The 19,224-nt window shown below is 64.9% G+C and carries 18 protein-coding genes; 3 read left to right on the forward strand and 15 right to left on the reverse strand.

Annotated features, from left to right (window positions below):
• Positions 1-137: 137 nt before the first annotated feature.
• The gene (locus CLU88_RS23475) at positions 138-413 is read left to right on the forward strand and encodes a LuxR C-terminal-related transcriptional regulator (protein ID WP_099654860.1); all 276 of its coding nucleotides are present in this window, start codon (positions 138-140) and stop codon (positions 411-413) included.
• A 13-nt stretch (positions 414-426) separates the two neighbouring features.
• Here the strand turns inward: CLU88_RS23475 and CLU88_RS00190 are convergent, their stop codons facing one another.
• The 11 genes from CLU88_RS00190 to CLU88_RS00240 all read right to left on the reverse strand — a co-directional run bounded on the left by CLU88_RS00190 (position 427) and on the right by CLU88_RS00240 (position 11,954).
• Positions 427-1,341: a LysR family transcriptional regulator gene (locus tag CLU88_RS00190; protein ID WP_099654861.1), complete on the reverse strand. Its 915-nt coding sequence runs from the start codon at positions 1,339-1,341 to the stop codon at positions 427-429.
• A gap of 103 nt (positions 1,342-1,444) precedes the next feature.
• Positions 1,445-2,194 (reverse strand): SDR family oxidoreductase, encoded by a 750-nt coding sequence (locus CLU88_RS00195; RefSeq protein WP_099654862.1) that lies wholly within the window; start codon positions 2,192-2,194, stop codon positions 1,445-1,447.
• 423 nt (positions 2,195-2,617) lie between these two features.
• Positions 2,618-3,448: an urease accessory protein UreD gene (locus tag CLU88_RS00200; RefSeq protein ID WP_099654863.1), complete on the reverse strand. Its 831-nt coding sequence runs from the start codon at positions 3,446-3,448 to the stop codon at positions 2,618-2,620.
• A gap of 131 nt (positions 3,449-3,579) precedes the next feature.
• A complete protein-coding gene (otnI, locus tag CLU88_RS00205) occupies positions 3,580-4,377 on the reverse strand; it encodes a 2-oxo-tetronate isomerase (RefSeq protein WP_099654864.1) in 798 nt (265 codons plus the stop codon).
• A gap of 27 nt (positions 4,378-4,404) precedes the next feature.
• A complete protein-coding gene (locus CLU88_RS00210) occupies positions 4,405-5,472 on the reverse strand; it encodes an alpha/beta fold hydrolase (RefSeq protein WP_099654865.1) in 1,068 nt (355 codons plus the stop codon).
• A 63-nt stretch (positions 5,473-5,535) separates the two neighbouring features.
• Positions 5,536-6,225 carry an aldolase gene (locus tag CLU88_RS00215; protein WP_099658529.1) on the reverse strand — a complete coding sequence of 230 codons (690 nt, stop codon included), beginning with the start codon at positions 6,223-6,225 and terminating at the stop codon, positions 5,536-5,538.
• A 17-nt stretch (positions 6,226-6,242) separates the two neighbouring features.
• A complete protein-coding gene (gene otnK / locus CLU88_RS00220) occupies positions 6,243-7,520 on the reverse strand; it encodes a 3-oxo-tetronate kinase (protein ID WP_099654866.1) in 1,278 nt (425 codons plus the stop codon).
• Positions 7,517-8,428, reverse strand: coding sequence for an L-threonate dehydrogenase (gene ltnD / locus CLU88_RS00225; protein ID WP_099654867.1), 912 nt, complete (start codon positions 8,426-8,428; stop codon positions 7,517-7,519). Before ltnD ends, otnK begins: the two co-directional genes overlap by 4 nt.
• 31 nt (positions 8,429-8,459) lie before the next feature.
• Positions 8,460-9,827 (reverse strand): GntP family transporter, encoded by a 1,368-nt coding sequence (locus CLU88_RS00230; protein ID WP_099654868.1) that lies wholly within the window; start codon positions 9,825-9,827, stop codon positions 8,460-8,462.
• Between the two features lie 196 nt (positions 9,828-10,023).
• A complete protein-coding gene (locus tag CLU88_RS00235) occupies positions 10,024-10,806 on the reverse strand; it encodes a FadR/GntR family transcriptional regulator (RefSeq protein ID WP_099654869.1) in 783 nt (260 codons plus the stop codon).
• Between the two features lie 104 nt (positions 10,807-10,910).
• Positions 10,911-11,954 (reverse strand): patatin-like phospholipase family protein, encoded by a 1,044-nt coding sequence (locus CLU88_RS00240; protein ID WP_099654870.1) that lies wholly within the window; start codon positions 11,952-11,954, stop codon positions 10,911-10,913.
• 201 nt (positions 11,955-12,155) lie between these two features.
• Between CLU88_RS00240 and CLU88_RS00245 the strand changes: the two genes are divergently transcribed.
• A complete protein-coding gene (locus CLU88_RS00245; protein ID WP_099654871.1) occupies positions 12,156-12,791 on the forward strand; it encodes a hypothetical protein in 636 nt (211 codons plus the stop codon).
• Between the two features lie 48 nt (positions 12,792-12,839).
• Here CLU88_RS00245 and CLU88_RS00250 read toward each other — a convergent pair whose 3' ends face one another.
• The 3 genes from CLU88_RS00250 to CLU88_RS00260 form a co-directional block, all read right to left on the reverse strand.
• Entirely contained in the window at positions 12,840-13,607 is a 768-nt protein-coding gene (locus CLU88_RS00250) for an ABC transporter permease (protein ID WP_099654872.1), read from the reverse strand.
• A gap of 12 nt (positions 13,608-13,619) precedes the next feature.
• Positions 13,620-14,444: an ABC transporter ATP-binding protein gene (locus tag CLU88_RS00255; RefSeq protein WP_099654873.1), complete on the reverse strand. Its 825-nt coding sequence runs from the start codon at positions 14,442-14,444 to the stop codon at positions 13,620-13,622.
• A 79-nt stretch (positions 14,445-14,523) separates the two neighbouring features.
• A complete protein-coding gene (locus tag CLU88_RS00260; RefSeq protein WP_099654874.1) occupies positions 14,524-15,552 on the reverse strand; it encodes an ABC transporter substrate-binding protein in 1,029 nt (342 codons plus the stop codon).
• A 395-nt stretch (positions 15,553-15,947) separates the two neighbouring features.
• Between CLU88_RS00260 and CLU88_RS00265 the strand changes: the two genes are divergently transcribed.
• Positions 15,948-16,766 (forward strand): HDOD domain-containing protein, encoded by an 819-nt coding sequence (locus CLU88_RS00265; protein WP_099654875.1) that lies wholly within the window; start codon positions 15,948-15,950, stop codon positions 16,764-16,766.
• Between the two features lie 85 nt (positions 16,767-16,851).
• Here the strand turns inward: CLU88_RS00265 and CLU88_RS00270 are convergent, their stop codons facing one another.
• Positions 16,852-19,164, reverse strand: a complete 2,313-nt coding sequence (locus tag CLU88_RS00270) for an NADP-dependent malic enzyme (RefSeq protein ID WP_099654876.1) — start codon at positions 19,162-19,164, stop codon at positions 16,852-16,854.
• Positions 19,165-19,224: the final 60 nt, after the last annotated feature.

Here is a 19,224-nt window from a genome sequence, read left to right on the forward strand (position 1 = left end):
TGGGGCATATCGCCCTGAGAGTGGTGCTTGTTGTGCATCAAGAAATAGTTATATTTACTAACTAAATTCTTGAATACACGTAGAAACCCGAATTACCCTCTGGGCGCAAGGCGAAGCGTGGCTGATGCAGGAACCAGGTGATAGCCCGCGGCCTCGACGTGGCTGTCGGCTCGGTCGGATCTCACCTCAGGACCATTTTCGAGAAGCTGGGCGCCAAGAACCGTACGGAGCTGGCCACGCTGGCCCGGCGGCGGGGGCTGTCGTTACCGCCAGCGACTTCTGCCGAGATGGCTGCGCGGCTGCGGCCGGTGGTGCGTGCGACGTCCCCGCAGGCCGAGGCATCTCTGGGTGGAGTGAACGAAGGTCGCTTGGAGATTCGCCCCGTTTTTGCTTCCCACGCAGCGGCGGGGTAGGGTTGGCGTCGTCCTATTGGACTTCCAGGCCATTGATCAGCCGCTTCATCAGCCTTGGTTCACGCAGCCGTTCGACCCACCAGTCAAGGCCCTTGCCTGCATGTTCTCCCCGCCAGGCGACGTAGAGCGTGTTGGGTTCCCTCGGGTCTGCCGTCATCTTTTCTACCAACTCTCCGCGCGACAGCAGCGCCGCAACCCGAAGCCGGGGGAGCCATCCCACGGCCAGCCCGGCGCGCTGTGCTGCGATCTTGGACGCCATGCTCGGTACCGCCAGTTGCTCCTGTCCACCGTGAACGCCATAGGTCCGCGCGCTGACTCCCCGAGATGTATCTGCCACCACTGCCGCCCGGTATTGCTGGATCGCCTCGCGTGGCAGTGGCTCCGCGACGGAGGCCAGCGGATGGCGCGGCGCCACGGCGAAGACCCAATCCATCACGCCGAGCTCGAACCAGCGCAGGCGGGGAATCGCCGGTGGTTCGTTGGTCGCGCCGATGACCAGATCGGCACGGCCTTCGCGCAGTGCGCTCCAGGTTCCACCCAGCACCTCGTGGGTGATGCGCAAACTCACTCCCGACTGGAGCTTGTCGAAGTCCGTGATCACGGGAAGGAGCGTCTGAAACTCCATGAGCTCGTCCGTCACGATGGTCAGTCGGTCCTCCCAGCCAGAGGCGATCTGGCGCACGCGGGTATTCAGGCGCCCCATGTCGGTCAGCAGACGCTCGGCTTCCTCCGCCAGTAGCCTGCCTGCGGGCGTGAGTTCCAGGCGGTAGCGCCGACGGTCGAACAGCAGGGCGTCGTACCGCGTCTCCAACTGCCGGGCCGCATGGGAGATGGTCGAAGGAGCTTTCCCCAGTTGGGCTGCCGCACGGGACAGGCTGCCGCTTGATCGAATGGCTTGCAGCATGGCGAGTTCGTCTTGGGTCAGCATGGGGGCCTCAGCGGGGAATGCGCTGATTATGTGCAGCCCGGGGCCGGGCTCCGCATGGCGCTACGCGACTGGAGAATGCGCCGTGGGAGCCCTGGGGGCCTGGTTACAGGTTGCTCATGCCGCCATCGACGATGAGTTCGGAGCCGACGATGAACGCGGACTCCTTGGCGGACAGGTGGAGCACCGTCGATGCTAGCTCTTCCGGTGTGCCGAAGCGGCCCAGCGGGATCTGTCCCTGGATCGCGCTTGCCGTGGCATCCAGTGTTGCCTTGTCCATGCCGAGCTTGCCGTACAGCGGCGTCGCGATAGGCCCCGGGCTGACGACGTTCACCCGGGCGCCACGTGGCAGCAGCTCCGCCGAGAGCGTCTTGGCCAGCGAAATCAGCGCAGCCTTGCTCGCGGCGTACACCGAGGAGTTGGGCATACCGATGTGGGCGTTGATGGAGCCATTGATGACGATAGCTGCTCCGGGGCGCAGCAGAGGGGTGAGCGCCTGAATCTGGAAGTAGGGGCCCTTGACATTGGCGTCGAACGTCGCGTCCCACAGCGCCTCGGCTACGTCGGACAGCGGAGCGAACTTGGCTACGCCGGCATTGATGAAGATCGCGTCCAGCTGGAGGTCTTTCTCCTGCAATGCGGTGGCCAGGCGCTTGGCTTCCGCGATGCTCCCGGTGTCGTTGCGCAGTGCAATGGCGCCGTGGCCGATTTCGGCCTGTGCGCGAGCGAGAGCTTCTTCGTCGCGGCCGGTGATGACGACACGGGCACCCTCGTTGGCGTAGGCCTTGGCGGCGGCCAGACCGATGCCGCTGCTGCCGCCTGTGACGAGAACGGTGTGGTTGTTGAAACGGGTCATGGTGGTTCCTAAAGATGGGTGGATGACGGTGCGGCGAGAACTTGTTTTGTCTTCGTTGTCGCCGTAGATGAATGTTCGCCAAATACCCAGAGAAAGCCGTACCAGGTCCTTGATGAAGACGTTCGAATCAGTCGAACGTCTTTTCACGGCATGCTCTTCAGGCAACCGGGAGCTTCACGGTCACTTGGCCCTCATGGATGAGGATTCAGCGGCTCTGGCCTTTTTCAGGTGCGAGTGATCAACGCGCCGCCGTCCAGGCGATGAGGGCGCGGGTTACGCGCGGCAGGAGCGCGCAGCCCCCCTGTTGGAGGGGCTTTTCAATGCAGGCGTTGAGCGTGTTTTGCTATGTGTTTGATAGCTGTTTACGCTTTATTTGAAAGCGGTAGAGGGCTTTTGGACCTCATCAGTGTGGGCTGTAGGCCGCTACATCGCCCAGATGCGGGGCGGCACAGCATCGAGCTGCCACAGGGCTTTGCGCCAGGCGCTGCGCACTTGCTTGAGCAACTGCATGGCAGGCTCCACCTGGGGCGCCAGCACGCGCAACGCCACCACCTGCGGGTTGGGGCTGGTGGCTCCCGCCGTGGCCTTGAGCGAGTGCGTATCCACCACAGCCCGGGCGGCATCCAGCGCGGCATCGCGCCGGGCTCTGTCCAGGGGCGTGCCTGTGACAAAGAACAAACTGCCCAGACAGCGCTGCCCGGCCAGGCCCAGGGGGCTGTGCAGCAGCTGGTGGTCTGCTGCGTTGATGGTGCCGCGCTCCAGCCACACACCGGGCACTTCGATGTGCTGTTCGAAATCGCCCATTTCAAAGGGCTGGTTGGCGTGGGGCAGACCCAGGGCGGTGACGTCCCAGCCCATGCATTCGGCGCCTGCCGCCAGTGACAGTGTCAGGTGGTTGCGGGCGTGGCAGGCGCTGTAGCAAAGCGCCTCCAGCGGCAGCCATTCCAGGCGTGCGTTCTCCGCCAGGGTGAGGTGGGTGCGTTGCAGCGCCAGCTCGCCAGCCGATCGGTAAAACCGCGTGGCCCCCGGTGTGGTGACCAGCCCGTGCGCCCCCGTGCCCACGGTGGCGGCAATCTCCAGCGTGTCGCCGCCCACCAAACCGCCCGGCGGGTGCACCAGCACGTTGTGGCAAACGCTGTCGCCTTCGGGGTACAGGCTTTGCAGAATGCGCAGCGGCCCGTGGTGCTCAAACCGCGCCACGGTCCGGGCGTTTTCGAGGGTGTAGTTCAGTTGCAGGCGCGCGTGCCAGGGCATGTTGGATGTCTGTTTACTATCAAAAATATAGCTGCTTGCGCTTGATGGACAAGCGCAGCAGCCGGATTTATTGAGTAAGCATATTCCATACCCTGCAAGCCCGCAGGTATTTCAGACCTTTGAACAGGTTCTTACAGCCAGGGCTTGAGCCAGCCCAGCCCGTCGCTGGTGGCGTGGGCGGCTGCGCCGCGCGCTGGGCGGTATTCGCAGCCAATCCAGCCGTCGTAGCCCAGGCTGTCCAGCAGGTTGAAGAGATAGGTGTAGTTGATCTCGCCCACATCGGGCTCGTGGCGCTCGGGCACCCCGGCAATCTGGAAGTGGCCGACATTGCCTGTGGGCAGGTATTGGCGCACCTTCATGGCCAGGTCGCCTTCCACGATCTGGCAGTGGTACAGGTCCATCTGCACTTTGACGTTGGCGGCGCCGATCTCGGCGATCAGCGCATGGGCCTGGTCCTGGCGGCTCAGGAAGAAGCCGGGCATGTCGCGGCCGTTGATGGGCTCCAGCAGGATCTGAATGCCATGGGGCGCAGCCTGTTCGGCGGCGTAGCGCACGTTGGCGATGTAGGTGGCGCGCACGGTGGCGGCGTCTGCCCCCTGGGGCACCAGCCCGGCCATCACGTGGATGCGGGGGCACTGCAAGGCCTTGGCATAGTCGATGGCCTTGGCAATGCCTTCGCGGAACTCGGCCTCACGCCCGGGCAGGCAGGCCAGCCCGCGTTCGCCCGCGTCCCAGTTGCCGGGCGGGGCATTGAACAGCACTTGCTGCAGGCCGTTGGCTTGCAGGCGCGCGGCCAGTTCTTGCGCAGAGTAGGCGTAGGGAAAAAGGTACTCCACCGCCTGGAAGCCATCGAGGGCAGCGGCGGCAAAACGGTCGAGAAAGTCCACGTCGTTGTAGAGCATGGACAGGTTGGCGGCAAAGCGGGGCATGAAAAAAGGCTTCCTGAAAAATAAGGGTCAGCGGCGCGGTGCGTTGGTGAGCACCTGCGCCAGCCGGTCTTGGTACAAGCGCGCCAGGCCCACCGTGCTGTGGCCGAGGGTGTCGGCGCTGGCAGGGATCACGTAGGCCTGGGCGTGCGGGATACGGGCGATGGCTTTGTCCAGCACGCCCAGCTCGGGTGGGTTGCGCTCATCGTCTGCCGAGTTGATGGCCAGCACGCGCGCGGTGATGCGTTCCAGCCCGGGCTCGGGGTCGTAGTCGCGCGATGCCTCCCACTGGTAGATGTGGTCGTTAGCATCGCCACGGAAAGGGGCCTTGAGGCGTTGCTCCACCAGGGCGTCGGCCGCAGCGCGGGTGGGGGCCAGCTTTTGCAGGCCCTGGTGACCCCCGTTGGTGCCCGTGCCAAAGAACACCGACGCAAACTGCAGGCTGCGGGGCTGGCGGGTGTAGTTGCCGCCCTGCCATTCGGGGTCGTTGCGGATGGCATCCACCAGCAGGCGGCGCATCATCCAGTTGCGGCCCGACATGGCGGCGGGCAGCGAGGCCATGGGCACGGCAATGTCCATGAAGTCGGGGTAGCGCTGGGCCCACACCCAGGTGTGCATGCCGCCCATGGAGTTGCCGATGATGGCGCGCACATGGCGCACGCCCAGGTGCTCGGTCAGCAGGCGGTACTGGGCCTGCACCATGTCGTCGTAGTTGTAGGCCGGAAAGGCGGCGCGCAGGCCGTCTGACGGCTTGCTGGAGCGGCCGGTGCCGATGGCGTCTGGCAGGATGATGAAGTACTTGCGCGCATCCAGCGGCTGGCCGGGGCCAAACAGCGTGCCTGCAAAGCCGGGCGTGAGCATGCTCTCTGCCGAGCCATTGGTGCCATGCAGCACCAGTACCGGCTCGCCTGTGGGATCGCCCACGGTGGAGTAGGCCAGTTTGAGTTCGGGCAGGGTCTGGCCGGTGTGGAAGCGGAAATCCTTGACGACCCACTCGCCGTGCTTGGGGGCGGGGTAGTCCGCAGCCGATGCACCGCCTGTGGCCAGCACGCCCAGCAGCATGGGGGCAAAGGCTTTACGCCAGAAAGAAAGGGTCATGGTTTGTCTCCTTGTGTGTGTTCTTTCGTCCCCGCGCCTTGTGCGCAGCCCGCCCGTTACCAGTTACCAGTGGGCACCAAAGCTCTGGCGCAGCTCCTCGATCTGGGGCTCGGTCAGCGGCGTGGGGCGGGGCTGGCACAGCATCCACAGGCGCGCGGTTTCTTCCAGTTCTTCCAGCACGGCCATAGCAGCGGCAGGCGTGTCGTGCCACACGTTGGGGCCCAAGCGCGCCAGCATCACAGCGCGCACGGGGCTGCCCTGGGCTGCATAGCGGGTGATGGTCTGCGCCACCAGTGCTGCTGCGGCGGCGTCACCCGGGCGGTGGTAGGGGATGTGCGGCACGCGGCCCACCTTCATGACGAAGTAGGGCGTAATGGGGGGCAGCAATTGCGCATCGGACGCCAGCTGGCCACCTGCAGCGGTGTCGGCCTGCAGTGAGCAGGCCACCAGATGCGTACTGTGCGTATGGATCACGCAGCGCGCTGGGGCTGCTGTCGATGCCGATGCCTCGTAAATCTGCCGATGTAAGGCAATGGTCTTGCTGGCCCGGTCGCCTGCCATCTGCTGGCCGTGTGCGTCCAGGCGTGACAGCCGCTCGGGCTGCAGCGTGCCCAGGCAGGCATCGGTGGGGGTGATGAGGTAACCGTCGGTCAGGCGCACGCTGATGTTGCCGGCGGTGGCATGCATATAGCCCCGCTCAAACAGGCTGCGGCCCACGCGGCATATTTCGTCGCGGGCTTGGGGCTCATCCATGAAGGGGGGGGTAGCGGTCATGCCAGCAATTGTGCAAAAGCCTTGGTGAAGAAGTCGGTGCTACCGAAATTGCCCGACTTCAGCGTGATGTGCAGCCCGTCCTTGGCGTCGGGCGCCACGGCATGGCACCACGGCACGCCGGGGTCAATCTGCCCGCCAATGCGCATTTGCGTGATGCCCAGTGCCTGCACGCAGGCCCCAGATGTTTCACCACCCGCCACGATGAGCTGGCGCACACCGCGCTGCACCAGACCGCGTGCAATGGAGGCAATGGTGTCTTCCACCATGGCACCGGCTTTTTCGGAACCCAGCTTGCCTTGAATGGCGCGCACGGCCGAGGGCTCGGCGGTGGAATACACCAGCACCGGGCCGTTGCCAATATGGCTTTCGGCCCAGGCTAGCGCTTCGGCGGCCACGTCCACGCCTGCGGCGATGCGCAGCGGGTCGATGGCGAGGGCGGGCTTGCCTGCCTTGATGAAATCCATCACCTGCTGGTTGGTCGCCACAGAGCAGCTGCCCGACACAATGGCCTGCAGCCCTTGCGCGGCGGGCAGGCGGGCGGCCTCGTTGCTGGGGGCCACGCCAAAGTTGCCCGGCAGGCCAATCGCCACGCCGGAGCCCGCTGTGACCAGCGGCATGCCCTTGAGGGCAGGGCCCAGGCGCAGCAGGTCGGCATTCGACACCGCATCGACCACGGCCATGCGCACGCCTTCGGCCTTCAGTTGGTCGATGCGCGCGCGGATGGCGGCCTCGCCCTGAGCGACCACGCTGTGGTCGATCAGGCCCACGCGGCTGGGTGTTTGCGCCTGCAGCACGCGCACCAGGTTGGGGTCGGTCATGGGCGTGAGCGGGTGGTTCTGCATGCCGCTTTCGTTCAGCAGCACATCGCCCACAAACAGGTAGCCCTTGAACACGGTGCGCTTGTTGTCGGGGAAGGCGGGCGTGGCGATGGTGAAGTCGGTGCCCAGGGCCTGCATCAGCGCATCGGTCACGGGGCCGATGTTGCCTTCGGCCGTGCTGTCGAAGGTCGAGCAGTATTTGAAGTAGATCTGCTCGGCGCCCTGCGCCTGCAGCCACTGCAGCGCGGCCAGCGATTGGGCGATGGCCTCTTCTTTGGGAACGGTGCGCGACTTGAGCGCGACCACGATCGCATCGGCCTCGGTATCCAAAGGTGCCGTGGGCACGCCCATGGCCTGCACCACGCGCATGCCTGCGCGCACCAGGTTGTTGGCCAGGTCGGTGGCGCCGGTGAAGTCGTCGGCAATGCAGCCCAGCAGTGCACGTGCGCGTGTCATGCCTTGTCCTTGCCTTCGGGGAGCGTGATGCCAGGGAAGATCTTGATCACGGCGCTGTCGTCTTCTTTGGCAAAGCCTGCGGTGGATGCCTGCATGAACATCTGGTGCGCCGTGGCGGCCAGCGGCAGGGGGAATTTGCTGGCGCGTGCGGTGTCCAGCACCAGGCCCAGGTCCTTCACGAAGATGTCTACAGCCGACAGCGGTGTGTAGTCGCCCGCCAGCACATGGGCCATGCGGTTTTCAAACATCCAGCTGTTGCCCGCGCTGTGGGTGATGACCTCGTACAGCGCTGCAGCGTCCACGCCTTCGCGCAAGCCCAGGGCCATGGCTTCGGCGGCCACGGCAATGTGCACACCGGCCAGCAGCTGGTTGATGATCTTGACCTTGCTGCCCGCGCCCGCCTTGTCACCTAGTCGGTACACCTTGCCGGCCATGCCGTCGAGCACGGCGCCCGCTGCGGCATAGGCCTCGGGCTTGGCCGAGGTCATCATGGTCATCTGGCCCGATGCTGCCTTGGCTGCACCGCCGGAGATGGGGGCGTCCACATAGTGCAGGCCCAGGGCGTTGAGACGGGCTTCCAGCGCCACGGACCAGTTGGGGTCCACGGTGGAGCACATCACAAAGGTGCTGCCGGGGCGCATGGTGCTGGCTGCACCGCCCTTGCCGTTGTCGCCAAACAGCACGCTCTCGGTCTGCGCGGCGTTGACCACCACCGACACCACCACATCACTCACCGCCGCCAATGCAGCCGTGGTGGCGTGGGCTGTGCCACCGTCTGCCACAAAGGCATCGGCCACGCCAGGGCGCACGTCGCACACGTGGATGGTGAAACCGTTGTTACGCAGGGTCTTGGCAATGCCAGCGCCCATGGCGCCCAGGCCGATGATGCCGACGGTGGGTTGGGTCATAGTGGTGTCTTTCTAGAGCAAAGAGAAAAAATCAGGCAACGGCCACCCACAGCAGGGCAGTCAGGGCAAAGCCCGCCAAGCCCAGCACAGTGGTCAGCACCGTCCAGGTGCGCAGGCCATCGCCCACGCTCAGGCCCAGGTAACGGGTCACGATCCAGAAGCCCGAATCGTTGACGTGCGACAGGCCCAAGCTGCCAAAGCCAATGGCAACCGTGAGCAGCGCCACTTGCAAGGGGGAATACCCGCCACCTGCAATGGCGTCGGCCAGCAGGCCGCAGGTAGTGATGATGGCCACGGTGGCCGAACCCTGCGCGGCACGCAGCGCCAGCGAGATGATGAACGCCAGCAGGATGAGCGGCAGATGAGTAGCGGTGAGGCTTTGCGACAGCGCTGTGCCAATGCCGCTGGCGGTGAGCACTTTGGCAAACACGCCGCCTGCGCCAGTCACCAAAATCACGGTGGCGGCAGGGGGCAGGGCGGATTCCATGATGGCGTTGGTGCGCTCGCGGTTCCAGCCCTGGTTGCGGCCCAGCAGGAACATCGCCAGGCCCACGGCCACCATCAGCGCGAAGATGGGCGAGCCGATGAAGCCCAGCACGTTGCGCAGGTTGTCGCCCTTGGGCAGCAGCGTGGCGCCGGTGGTGCCCGCCATGATGAGGGCCAGGGGGATCACGATCAGCGCCATGATGGTGCCCACGCCAGGGGCTTTGCCCGCCGGGGTGGTCTTGCTGTCTTCGCTGTTGCCAAAGGCTGCAAATTGCTCGGCCGTGGTGGGCAGCAGGGGGTAGCCCTTGCGGTTGAGCCAGCCCGACACATACTGTGACAGCGCCGCCAGAGGGATGCAGATGGCCAGGCCAATGATGGTGATCCAGCCAATGTCGCCCTTGACGATGGCTGCCCCACCCACGATGCCGGGGTGCGGTGGCACCACCACGTGTGCGGCCAGCATGATGCCCGCTACGGGCAGGCCGAACTTGATGGGGTTGACGCCCGCTGCCTTGCAAAAGCCGTAGACGATGGGCACCAGGATGATGAAGCCCACGTCAAAAAACACCGGGATGGCCAGAACCAGCGCTGCGGCCGTGAGGGCCATGGGCACCCGTGTGGGGCCCAGAAGCTGCGTGAAGCGGTTGGCCAGGCTGGCCGCACCGCCAGAGACCTCGATCATGCGCCCCAGCATGGAGCCCAGCGCCACCAGGATGGCGACCGAACCCAGCGTGCCGCCCATGCCCGCAATCAGCGTGCTGATGATGTCGCCAATGGGCATGCCCGTGGCAAACGCCACCAGAAAGCTCACCAGCATCATCGCCACGAAGGCGTGGACTTGCCAGCGGATGATGAGCAACAGGAGCAGGGCAATACTGCCGGCGCCGATGCTGAGAAGTGCGAGGGTGGACATGAACGAGATATCTCCGGGATGGCTGAGCGAGCACACGCGGCGCTGCTCAAGTTGGTGTGTTTATATGGTTATCATACAAATTTAATGTGGCGGTTTGTTACGGGTTAACCCTGAAGGTGCACTGATTTCGGTGGGTGTGGCGCGCCTACGTTGACGCAACGGCTTGTAGTTGCACGCGCTCGGCGTGGGGCTCTCTTCAGCCGCGCTGCGAGGGGGCTGTGTCCACCACCAGGGGTTGTGCCAGGCGTGCACCGTCCTGCGCCCAGAAGGCGGGGTCGGCCTGCTCAATGCGGCGCAGCGCGTTGCGCATGTGGTCGGTGGCGGCATGCCGGGCTGCGGCGGCGTCACCAGCTTCAATCGCGCGCACGATCTGCTCGTGCTCCTGCGTCACGGCCTGGGCAAAGTCGCTGCGCCGGGCCTCATTGGCGCGGGTGACGCGTGTGGCGCCTTGAAGAAAGCGGGCCAGGTAGTCCAGCGTGCTGATGAGAAACGGGTTGCCCGCCGCCCGCGCAATCGCCCGGTGAAACTCCACATCCTCCTCGGCCCCGTCACGCCCGGCCTGCACGGCATCGCTGATGCGTTGCATGGCGGTGCGAATGGCCTGCACATCGGCATCGCTGCGGCGCTGGGCGGCCAGCTCGGCCACTTCGGATTCGAGGGCGCGGCGCACCTCCACGATTTGCATGACCGCCTCGCGCGATGCGGCGTGGGGCAACTCAAAGTGCAGGGGCTCGATGCCCGGGGCCTGCACATACACGCCACTGCCCTGGCGTGAGTCCACCAGCCCCAGCGATTTGAGCCGCGAGATGGCCTCGCGCACCACGGTGCGGCTGACCTGGAACTGCTGCGCTAGCGCAGCCTCGGTGGGCAGCTTCTCAGACGCCTGGATGCGACCCGCGCGGATTTCGGTCTCCAGCGTGCTGGCGACTTGGTCGGCCAGTTTGAGGCTGGGTTTGACGGCGGAGAAGGGGGACGACATGGGGGAAGCGGGCGGGTGAGATGAGGCGAGAGGCGCTGCGGTGGCGTGCCGTGGACTGTACCGTAGGGGCGCGTGTTGGAGACGTCTCTTGGGTGCCAGTTTGCTTACTTCGGCGCCGAGCAGGAGTCGTCCAGCCGAGCCATGCCTGCCAGCTTTTGCAGGCTGCTGCGTTTTTCAAGGCAGGCTTGGTACTGGGCTTCGGTTGCTTTTTGCTGGGCGGTGCGCGCAGCGTTGGCACGGTCGGTTTGCAGTTGGGCGATGCGTTCGCGGATTTGGGGCATCACGGCCAGGGCGGCTTTTTCGCCCTCGAGGATGGCATTGGCGCGTTGGCTGAAATCGGCCGAGCCAATGTCCAGCACCTGGGGGCGGATGATGACGTCGGCGCGGGCCAGCTCGGCCTGGCCGAGCTTTTGGCCCATGATGGCGATGGACTGGCCCAGCGTGCCCAGCATGTCGCCGGGCGATTGGCCCCGGGCCTTGTTGGAGATGTCCACGGCGATCACGATGTCCGCACCCAACTGGCGCGCAGCATCCACCGGCACGGGGCTTACGATGCCGCCGTCCACGAAGTGGTACTTGCCGATGGTGACGGGCTGGAACACGCCCGGCACGCTGCTCGATGCACGCACGGCCTGGCCCGTGTTGCCGCGTGCAAACACGGTGCGTTCGCCGTCTTCCAGCCGCGTGGCCACGGCCACGAAGGGCTTGGTCATTTGCTCCAGAGGTTTGCGGCGCACTTGTTCGTTCACATAGTCTTCCAGCTTCTGGCCTTGCAGCAGGCCGCCGGACGACCACTGCAGGTCGCGGATTTTGGCCTCGTCCAGTGCCACGGCTTTTTCCTGCATCTCAAAAGCGTTCATGCCGCTGGCATACAGCGCACCGACCACGCTGCCTGCGCTGGTGCCAGAGACCACTGCGGGCGCGAAGCCGTTGGCCTCCAGCATCTTGATCACGCCGATGTGTGCAAAGCCTTTGGCAGCGCCGCCACCCAAAGCGATGCCGACCTTAATGGGGGCCACTGTGGGCGCTGCCGTGGTGGCTGCGGCCGGTCCGGCCGCCACAGGCTGGGTGGGCTGTGTGCCGCCGCATGCAGCAAGGCCCGCGCAAATCAGCAGCGCCAGTGGGCGCAGGAAAACGTCCAACCGCATGTGCAGGATCCTGTTGTCATTCGAGGCGGGGAGTGTAGCGGCTGGGGTTTGGCCCAGGTGTTGGCAATGTCAAGCCCAGCGCGCAGGCCCGGCTTCTGGTGCGGTGCGGCTGCCTACAATCCCGTTTCATTTTGACTTGCACCTGCCTGCGGTCGCGCCGGTTCTGGGTGTTGTTTCTTCCGGTATCGAGGTGCCCTGATCATGACGTTGAAGTCCCCTTGGCTGGCGCTTGTGCTGGTCGCCGCCCATTCTTTGGTGCATGCCGGGGATCGGCTGGCTGTGGGCTGCCAGACGGTGGCGCTGGTGCTTGATGACGGGCTGACACCCCATGCGCTGGACCGCCTGTGGGCCAGTGGCGACCCAGCCCCCGGCGCGCCCGCCGTTTTGCAACTGCTGGGTTGCGACGGAGCCTTGCTGGACAGTATCACGCTGGAGGCCCCCCTGGCCCGGCTGGACCACGCTTTGCTGCGCGGTACGCATGCCCCCGCAGTGCTGGTGACGGTGGACTTGACGGCGCCTGCAGGCAGCTACAGCGGCTTGCTGACCCGGCCGATCCAGGTCATGGCCAAGCGGCTGGAGCCTGCACAGGCCCGCGCTGCAGGGGGGCAGTGGCAGCCCATCGTGCTGGCCCACACCGGCAAGGCCGCATGGAAGAGGGTGCGCGTGGGCGCTGCGGAGCAATTGCTGTCGGTCCGCAGCGAGCCGCAGGAGGGGCACTTCACGACCCGCTATCGCCGCTACATGCAAACAAAGCAGGGTTGGGCCGTGCGTGCGCGCACGCAGCCTGGGCTGTGGGAGTCGGACGGAGACTTTCCTTCGCGCCGGTCTTTTCCCTGAGCGGGGGCATGCGGGGAAGGGCCGACCGGACGGCCCCCCGCGCCTGGCTCATTCGCCCTGGGAACCTCGGTGCGCCCACCCTGTGGTGCGCTTCTCGACCCAGCTGAACAGCTCGTACATGGCCATCGCCATCGCGCCCACCACCATCAGCCCGGCAAAGGCCAGGCCCATCTGCATGGACGAGCCCGCGCTGATGAGCAGGTAGCCAATGCCTTCGTTGGCGGCCGTCATTTCGCTCACCGTGGTACCCACAAAGGCCAGGGTGATGGCGACCTTGAGCGAGCCATAGAAGTAAGGCAGTGAGCGGGGCAGGCCCACCTTGGTCAGCACATCCCAGCGCTTGGCGCCCAGCACGCGCAGCACGTCTTCGAGCTCGGGCTCCAGCGTGGCCAGGCCGGTGGCGATGTTGACCATGATGGGGAAGAAGCTGATGAGAAAGGCCGTGAGGATGGCGGGCCCCACCCCAATGCCGAACCACACCACGAGGATGGGCACGAAGGCCGCTTTGGGCAGGGCGTTGAAGGCGGTCATCAGCGGGTACACGGCGGCATAGGCCAGGCGCGAGCTGCCAATCACAAAGCCCAACAGCACCCCCACGACGATGGCGATACCAAACCCCGCCATGGTGACCCAGAAGGTGCGCCACGCATGGCCTGCGATGACGCCGCCAAACTCCACCAGCTGCGTGCCAATGGCCCAGGGGCTGGGGAAGATGAACTCGGACACATTAAAGGCCGAGCAGATGATTTGCCACAGCAGGATAGTGGCCGCGAGCAGCAGCCAGGGGGACCAGCGTTCTACGGTTTTTTTGTGCATGGTGGTCTGGCCTTATTGCTGGATGGGCGCGCCAGCTTTTCGCATGGCCCCGATGTGGCCGCGCAGCTCGTGCACGATGTCGGTGAACTCTTTGGTGTAGGTCACTTCCAGGTCCCGGGGGCGGGGCAGGTCAATCTCACGCTTGACCACAAAGCGGCCGGGGCTCTTGCTCATCACGTACACCGTGTCGGCCAGAAAGGCACTTTCACGCAGGTCGTGCGTGACCAGGATGACGTTGAACTTCTGCTCGGCCTGCAGGTCGCGCAGGATGCACCACAGCTCTTCGCGCGTGAAGGCGTCCAGCGCGCCGAAGGGCTCGTCCAGCAGCAGCATCTTGGGCTCGTGGATGAGGGCGCGGCAGATGCTGGCGCGCTGCTGCATGCCGCCCGACAGCTGCCAGGGGAACTTGTCCTCATACCCTGCCAGCCCCACCTTTTGCAGCAGCTTGCGGGCACGCTCTTCGTATTCCTTGCGCTTTTGCTTGAAGTGGCTGCGGTAGGGTTCCACGATCTCCAGCGGCAGCAGCACGTTGTTGACTGTGGTGCGCCAGGGCAGCAGCGAGGGCGCCTGGAACGCCATGCCTGAGACCTTGAGCGGCCCGGTCACCGGTTTGCCGTCGATGAGGATTTTGCCCATCGACGGCATCTTCAGCCCCGTGGCCAGCTTCATGAAGGTGGACTTGCCACAGCCAGACGGACCGACGATGGCAATGAACTCGCCCTGGCGGATTTGCAGGTCGATGGCTTCGACTGCAAAGTGGTTCTGCGCGCGCAGCTCGTCGTTGTAGGCGAGCCAGACATCGCGAAAATCCACGAAATAGGATTCGGCAGCCTGCATGGTTTTAAGTAAAAAATGCCTCTAGCGCTTATTGGATAAGCGCTAGCAGCTATTGAATTGATAGTGGCGCAGGCGGTGCTTATTTCTTCGGCAGGATGTTCAGCTCGGTGGCGCTGGGCAAGAAGCTGCCGTTCCACACATCGTCTGCGTTCACGCGGGTCTTGGTGTTGAAAGCGTCGGACACCTGCGAGGCCATCAGCGACAGGCGGCCCGGTTTGGCTTGGCCGAAGCCTTCGGCGCGTGCATCGGCGCTGTTGACCACGGTGTCGATGGCCAGTTGCAGGCGGCGCGTCTCCAGTGCCACGTTCACGATGCCATCGCGTGCGCGCACATGCTCGATGGCGGCAGCGGGGTTGGCGATGACTTCCTTGGCCCCTTTGGTGAAGGCCGACAGGAAGGCCTTGACGGCGGCCGGGTTCTCCTTGATGAGTTTGGGCGACGCAATGATCACGTTGCCGTACAGCTTCACGCCAAAGTCGGCATAAGGCAGCACGACAACGTCGGCAGTCTTTACGCCCCGGGCTTCCAGGTTCAGCAGCGAGGTGAAGGTGAAGCCGGTGATGGCGTCCAGGTCGCCGCGCACCAGCATGGTCTCGCGCAGTGGGGGGTCCATGGCCGTCCATTGCACGTTGCCGACCTTGTTGGCTTTTTGGAAGATGGGGAAGGCACGGCGGCCTGCATCGAACACCGGGGCGCCCAGCTTTTTGCCAGCCAGGTCGGCGGGCGTGGCGATGCCGCTTTTCTTGAGCGCCATCACCGATGCGGGCGTGTTGTTGTAGACCATCATCACCGCCACCGGCTTGTTCTGCGCGTCGGGGTTATTGGCGTGGAACTCCATCACGGCGGCCAGGTCGGCAAAGCCCATGTCGTAGGTGCCTGAGGCCACGCGCTGCACTGCGCCGCCCGATCCGTTGCCAGCGTCCACCGTCACGTCCAGCCCTGCGGCCTTGAAGTAGCCCTTGGCGGCGGGCTGCAAAAACAGCGCAGCCGGGCCTTCAAAGCGCCAGTCCAGCTGGAACTTGATGGGCGTGCTTTGCGCATGCGCCACAGGCAATGCGCTGGCCAGCGCCAGTGCCGCTGCGGTGTGCATGAACGTTCTTTTTTTCATGGGATAGCTCCTGGCGGTTGCCAAATAAGAAGAGAAGGAAGAAGGTGGCTGTACAGGCTAGTCAGCAAAAACGATGCCCGCTTTCAAACACATTACCGGGTTCTGACAGGGGTGGCTCAGCGCGTCAAACCATTCTTCACCGAAGTGGTGCGGTTGGGCATGGAGGGTTTCCCGAAATGGTGCGTGCACCGTTGCAACGGATTGGGACAAACACGCAGACGGGGGCGCGGCCGCGGTGGTACAACGAAGTCGCAGCATCCAAAAATCAGGGCATGGCCTCGCAGACCACAGGCGCTGTTGGACAGGGTTCCTGGGGATGGGTGCGCAGCCCGTTGCACTGCAGCGCGAAGGCTTGCGTCTTCGGGTTCTTTAAAGACCCACGAGAGGGCTCACCCATGCCACACCTGACCGAGTTTTTTGACAACGTGCAGTTGCCCACCATGCCCGACGTGGCGCGGGACCTGGTGGCGACGATGCAGGACGATGACATCCCGTTTGAGAAGGTGCGCAACGCCATCGCGCGTGACCCGGCCCTGACGGCTAAGCTCATCCGCCTGGCCAACAGCGCCCGCTTTGGGTTGGCGCGGCAGGTGGCCACGCTGGACGATGCGCTGACCCTGGTGGGGCTGAACCAGGTGCGCACCCTGGCCTTGGCCGCCTGCATGAGTGGCATGTTCAAAGACACGCCGGGTGTGGAGGCCGATGCCTTCTGGAAGGAGAGCATGGCCACCGCAGGGTATGCGCAGTGGCTGGCGCGCACGCTGGGCTCGGATGTGCAGCAGTCCTGGCTGGCCGGGTTCCTGGTGCGCATTGGCGAGTTGATCATTGCGCAAAAGGCGCCCGAGCAAATGGCCGCCATTGAGCAACTGCCCCACCAGGCGGGCGGCCGCTGGGAGCGCGAAAAGCGCCTGCTAGGCTTTACCGAGGCGCAGGTGACGGCCGAGCTGGCCAAACGCTGGCGTTTCCCCGATTCGATCGTGCGGGCCCTGGAAACCGCCGAAGACCCCGTGGCCGCGACCCCGTTTTGCCGCCTGGGCGGTATCGTGCATGTGGCCATGCTGCTGGCCGAGATCGGGCTGGAAGAGCCCAAGTCCCCCGCCGATACGATTGCCAGCCTGCCTGAGGAGATCAAGCAGGCGCTGCAGCTGGACTCGGAATGGCTGGCTGAGCACCTGCCGCCGGTGGCGGACTTTGTGGATGTGGCCGTGCACTGACGCGACCGCGTTCAAGTCTGCGGTTCAATCCCTCCCCAAAAAGAAAGGCCCCGAAGGGCCTTTCTTTTTGGGGGGCGCGGATCGATCAGGCCACGCGCGCTGCGGCGCTGGCCACGGCCAGTGCTGTCATGTTGAACACGCGGCGCACGGTGGCGGCAGGCGTCAGGATGTATGCCGTGGCGGCCGAGCCCATCAGAATCGGGCCCACCGTCACGCCACCGCTGGTGGTGGTCTTGAGCACGTTGTACAGGATATTGGCAGCGTCGATGTTCGGGCAGACCAGCAGGTTGGCCGAGCCGCTCAGGGTCGAATCGCCTTCGGCCATGTAGGTCTTGCGGATGCCGGGTTCCAGCGCGGCATCGCCGTGCAGTTCGCCATCGCACTCGATTTCGGGGTGGCGCGCCACGAAGATGTCGCGTGCTTCGCGCATCTTGCGGGCTGAGGGGCGCTTGGACGAGCCGTAGCTCGAGTGCGACAAAAACGCCACCTTGGCCGGAATGCCAAAGCGCTGCACTTCCTGCACCGACATCCAGGCGATGTCGGCCAGTTGCTCGGCCGTGGGGTTCTCGTTCACATAGGTGTCGGCGATGAACAGTGAGCCCTGGTTGGTCATCAGCGCATTCAGTGCGGCGTAGTCGTTGGCACCCGCCTGGCGGCCGATGATGCTGTGGATGCGCTCCAGGTGCGTTTCGTACAAGCCTACCAGGCCGCAGATCATGGCATCGGCGTCGCCGAGCTTGACCATCAGCGAGGCGATGATGGTGTTGGAGCGGCGCACGGCGGCCTTGGCCACTTCGGGGGTGGCACCGTTGCGCTTCATCAGTGCGTGGTAGTGCTCCCAGTATTGGCGGAAACGTGGGTCGTCTTCAGGGTTGCACACCTCCACGTCCTTGCCAATCTGCATGCGCAGGCCGGCCTTTTCAATGCGGGCGGCAATCACAGCGGGGCGGCCGATCAGGATGGGGTGGGCAATCTTGTCGTCGATGGCCATCTGCGCGGCACGCAGGGCGCGCTCGTCTTCGCCATCGGCGTAGGCCACGCGCTTTTGGGCGTCAGGCAGGGCCTTGGCGGCTGTGACCACGGGGCGCATGAGCATGCCGGTTTGGTAGACAAAGCGCGACAGGCTCTCCTTGTAAGCCTCCATGTCTTCGATGGGGCGCGTGGCCACACCGGATTCGGCGGCGGCCTTGGCCACGGCGGGCGCGATCTTGAGGATCAGGCGCGAGTCGAATGGCGTGGGGATCAGGTAGTCGGGGCCAAAGGTCAGCTCCTTGCCTGCGTAGGCGTTGGCCACTTCCTCGCTGATGTCGGCCTTGGCCAGGTCGGCAATCTGGCGCACGCAGGCCAGCTTCATGGCCTCGGTGATCTTGGTGGCACCGCAGTCCAGCGCGCCCCGGAAGATGTACGGGAAGCACAGGACGTTGTTGACCTGGTTGGGGTAGTCCGAGCGGCCGGTGGCAATGATGCAATCGGGGCGCACGGCCTTGGCCAGCTCGGGGCGGATTTCGGGCTCGGGGTTGGCCAGCGCCAGGATGATGGGCTTGGCCGCCATCGTCTTGACCATCTCGGCCGTCAGCACGCCGGGGGCCGAGCAGCCCAGGAACACGTCGGCGCCGTTCACAGCATCGGCCAGGGTGCGCGCGTCGGTCTTTTGCGCGTATTGCGCTTTGGATTCATCGTAGCCACCAGGGCGGCCTTCGTAGATCACGCCCTTGGAGTCGCACACGAAGATGTTTTCGCGCTTGACGCCCAGGCCCACCATCACGTTCAGGCAGGCAATGGCGGCGGCACCGGCGCCCGACACAGCCAGCTTCACGCTGCCAATGTCCTTGCCCACCAGCTCCAGCCCGTTGAGCAGGGCGGCGCTGCTGATGATGGCGGTGCCGTGCTGGTCGTCATGGAACACCGGGATGTTCATGCGCTTGGACAGCTCTTGCTCGATGTAGAAGCACTCGGGGGCCTTGATGTCTTCGAGGTTGATGCCGCCCAGTGTGGGCTCCAGGCTGGCGATGATCTCGATGAGCTTGTCTGGGTCGCGCTCGGCCAGTTCGATGTCGAACACATCGACGCCCGCAAACTTCTTGAACAGGCAACCCTTGCCTTCCATCACCGGTTTGCTGGCCAGTGGGCCAATGTCGCCCAGGCCCAGCACGGCCGTGCCGTTGGTGATGACGGCCACCAGGTTGCCGCGGGATGTGTAGTCAAACGCCTTCGATGGGTCGGCGGCGATGTCCAGACAGGGATAGGCCACGCCGGGCGAATACGCCAGCGACAGATCGCGCTGGTTGGACAGGGGCTTGGTGGGCGTGACGGAGATCTTGCCCCGGCTGGGGTTGCGGTGGTATTCGCGCGCTGCGTCGCGCAAGGCCTGTTCGGCGGCAGAAATGTTCTGTGTCATACGGATTTCAGAGAGTCCAGGACGGAGATTGGCGGCAAGCGTACCTGACGCTGTGCCAGC

It is taken from the genome of Acidovorax sp. 56 (genome assembly GCF_002749705.1).
Classification (GTDB): Bacteria; Pseudomonadota; Gammaproteobacteria; order Burkholderiales; family Burkholderiaceae_C; genus Acidovorax.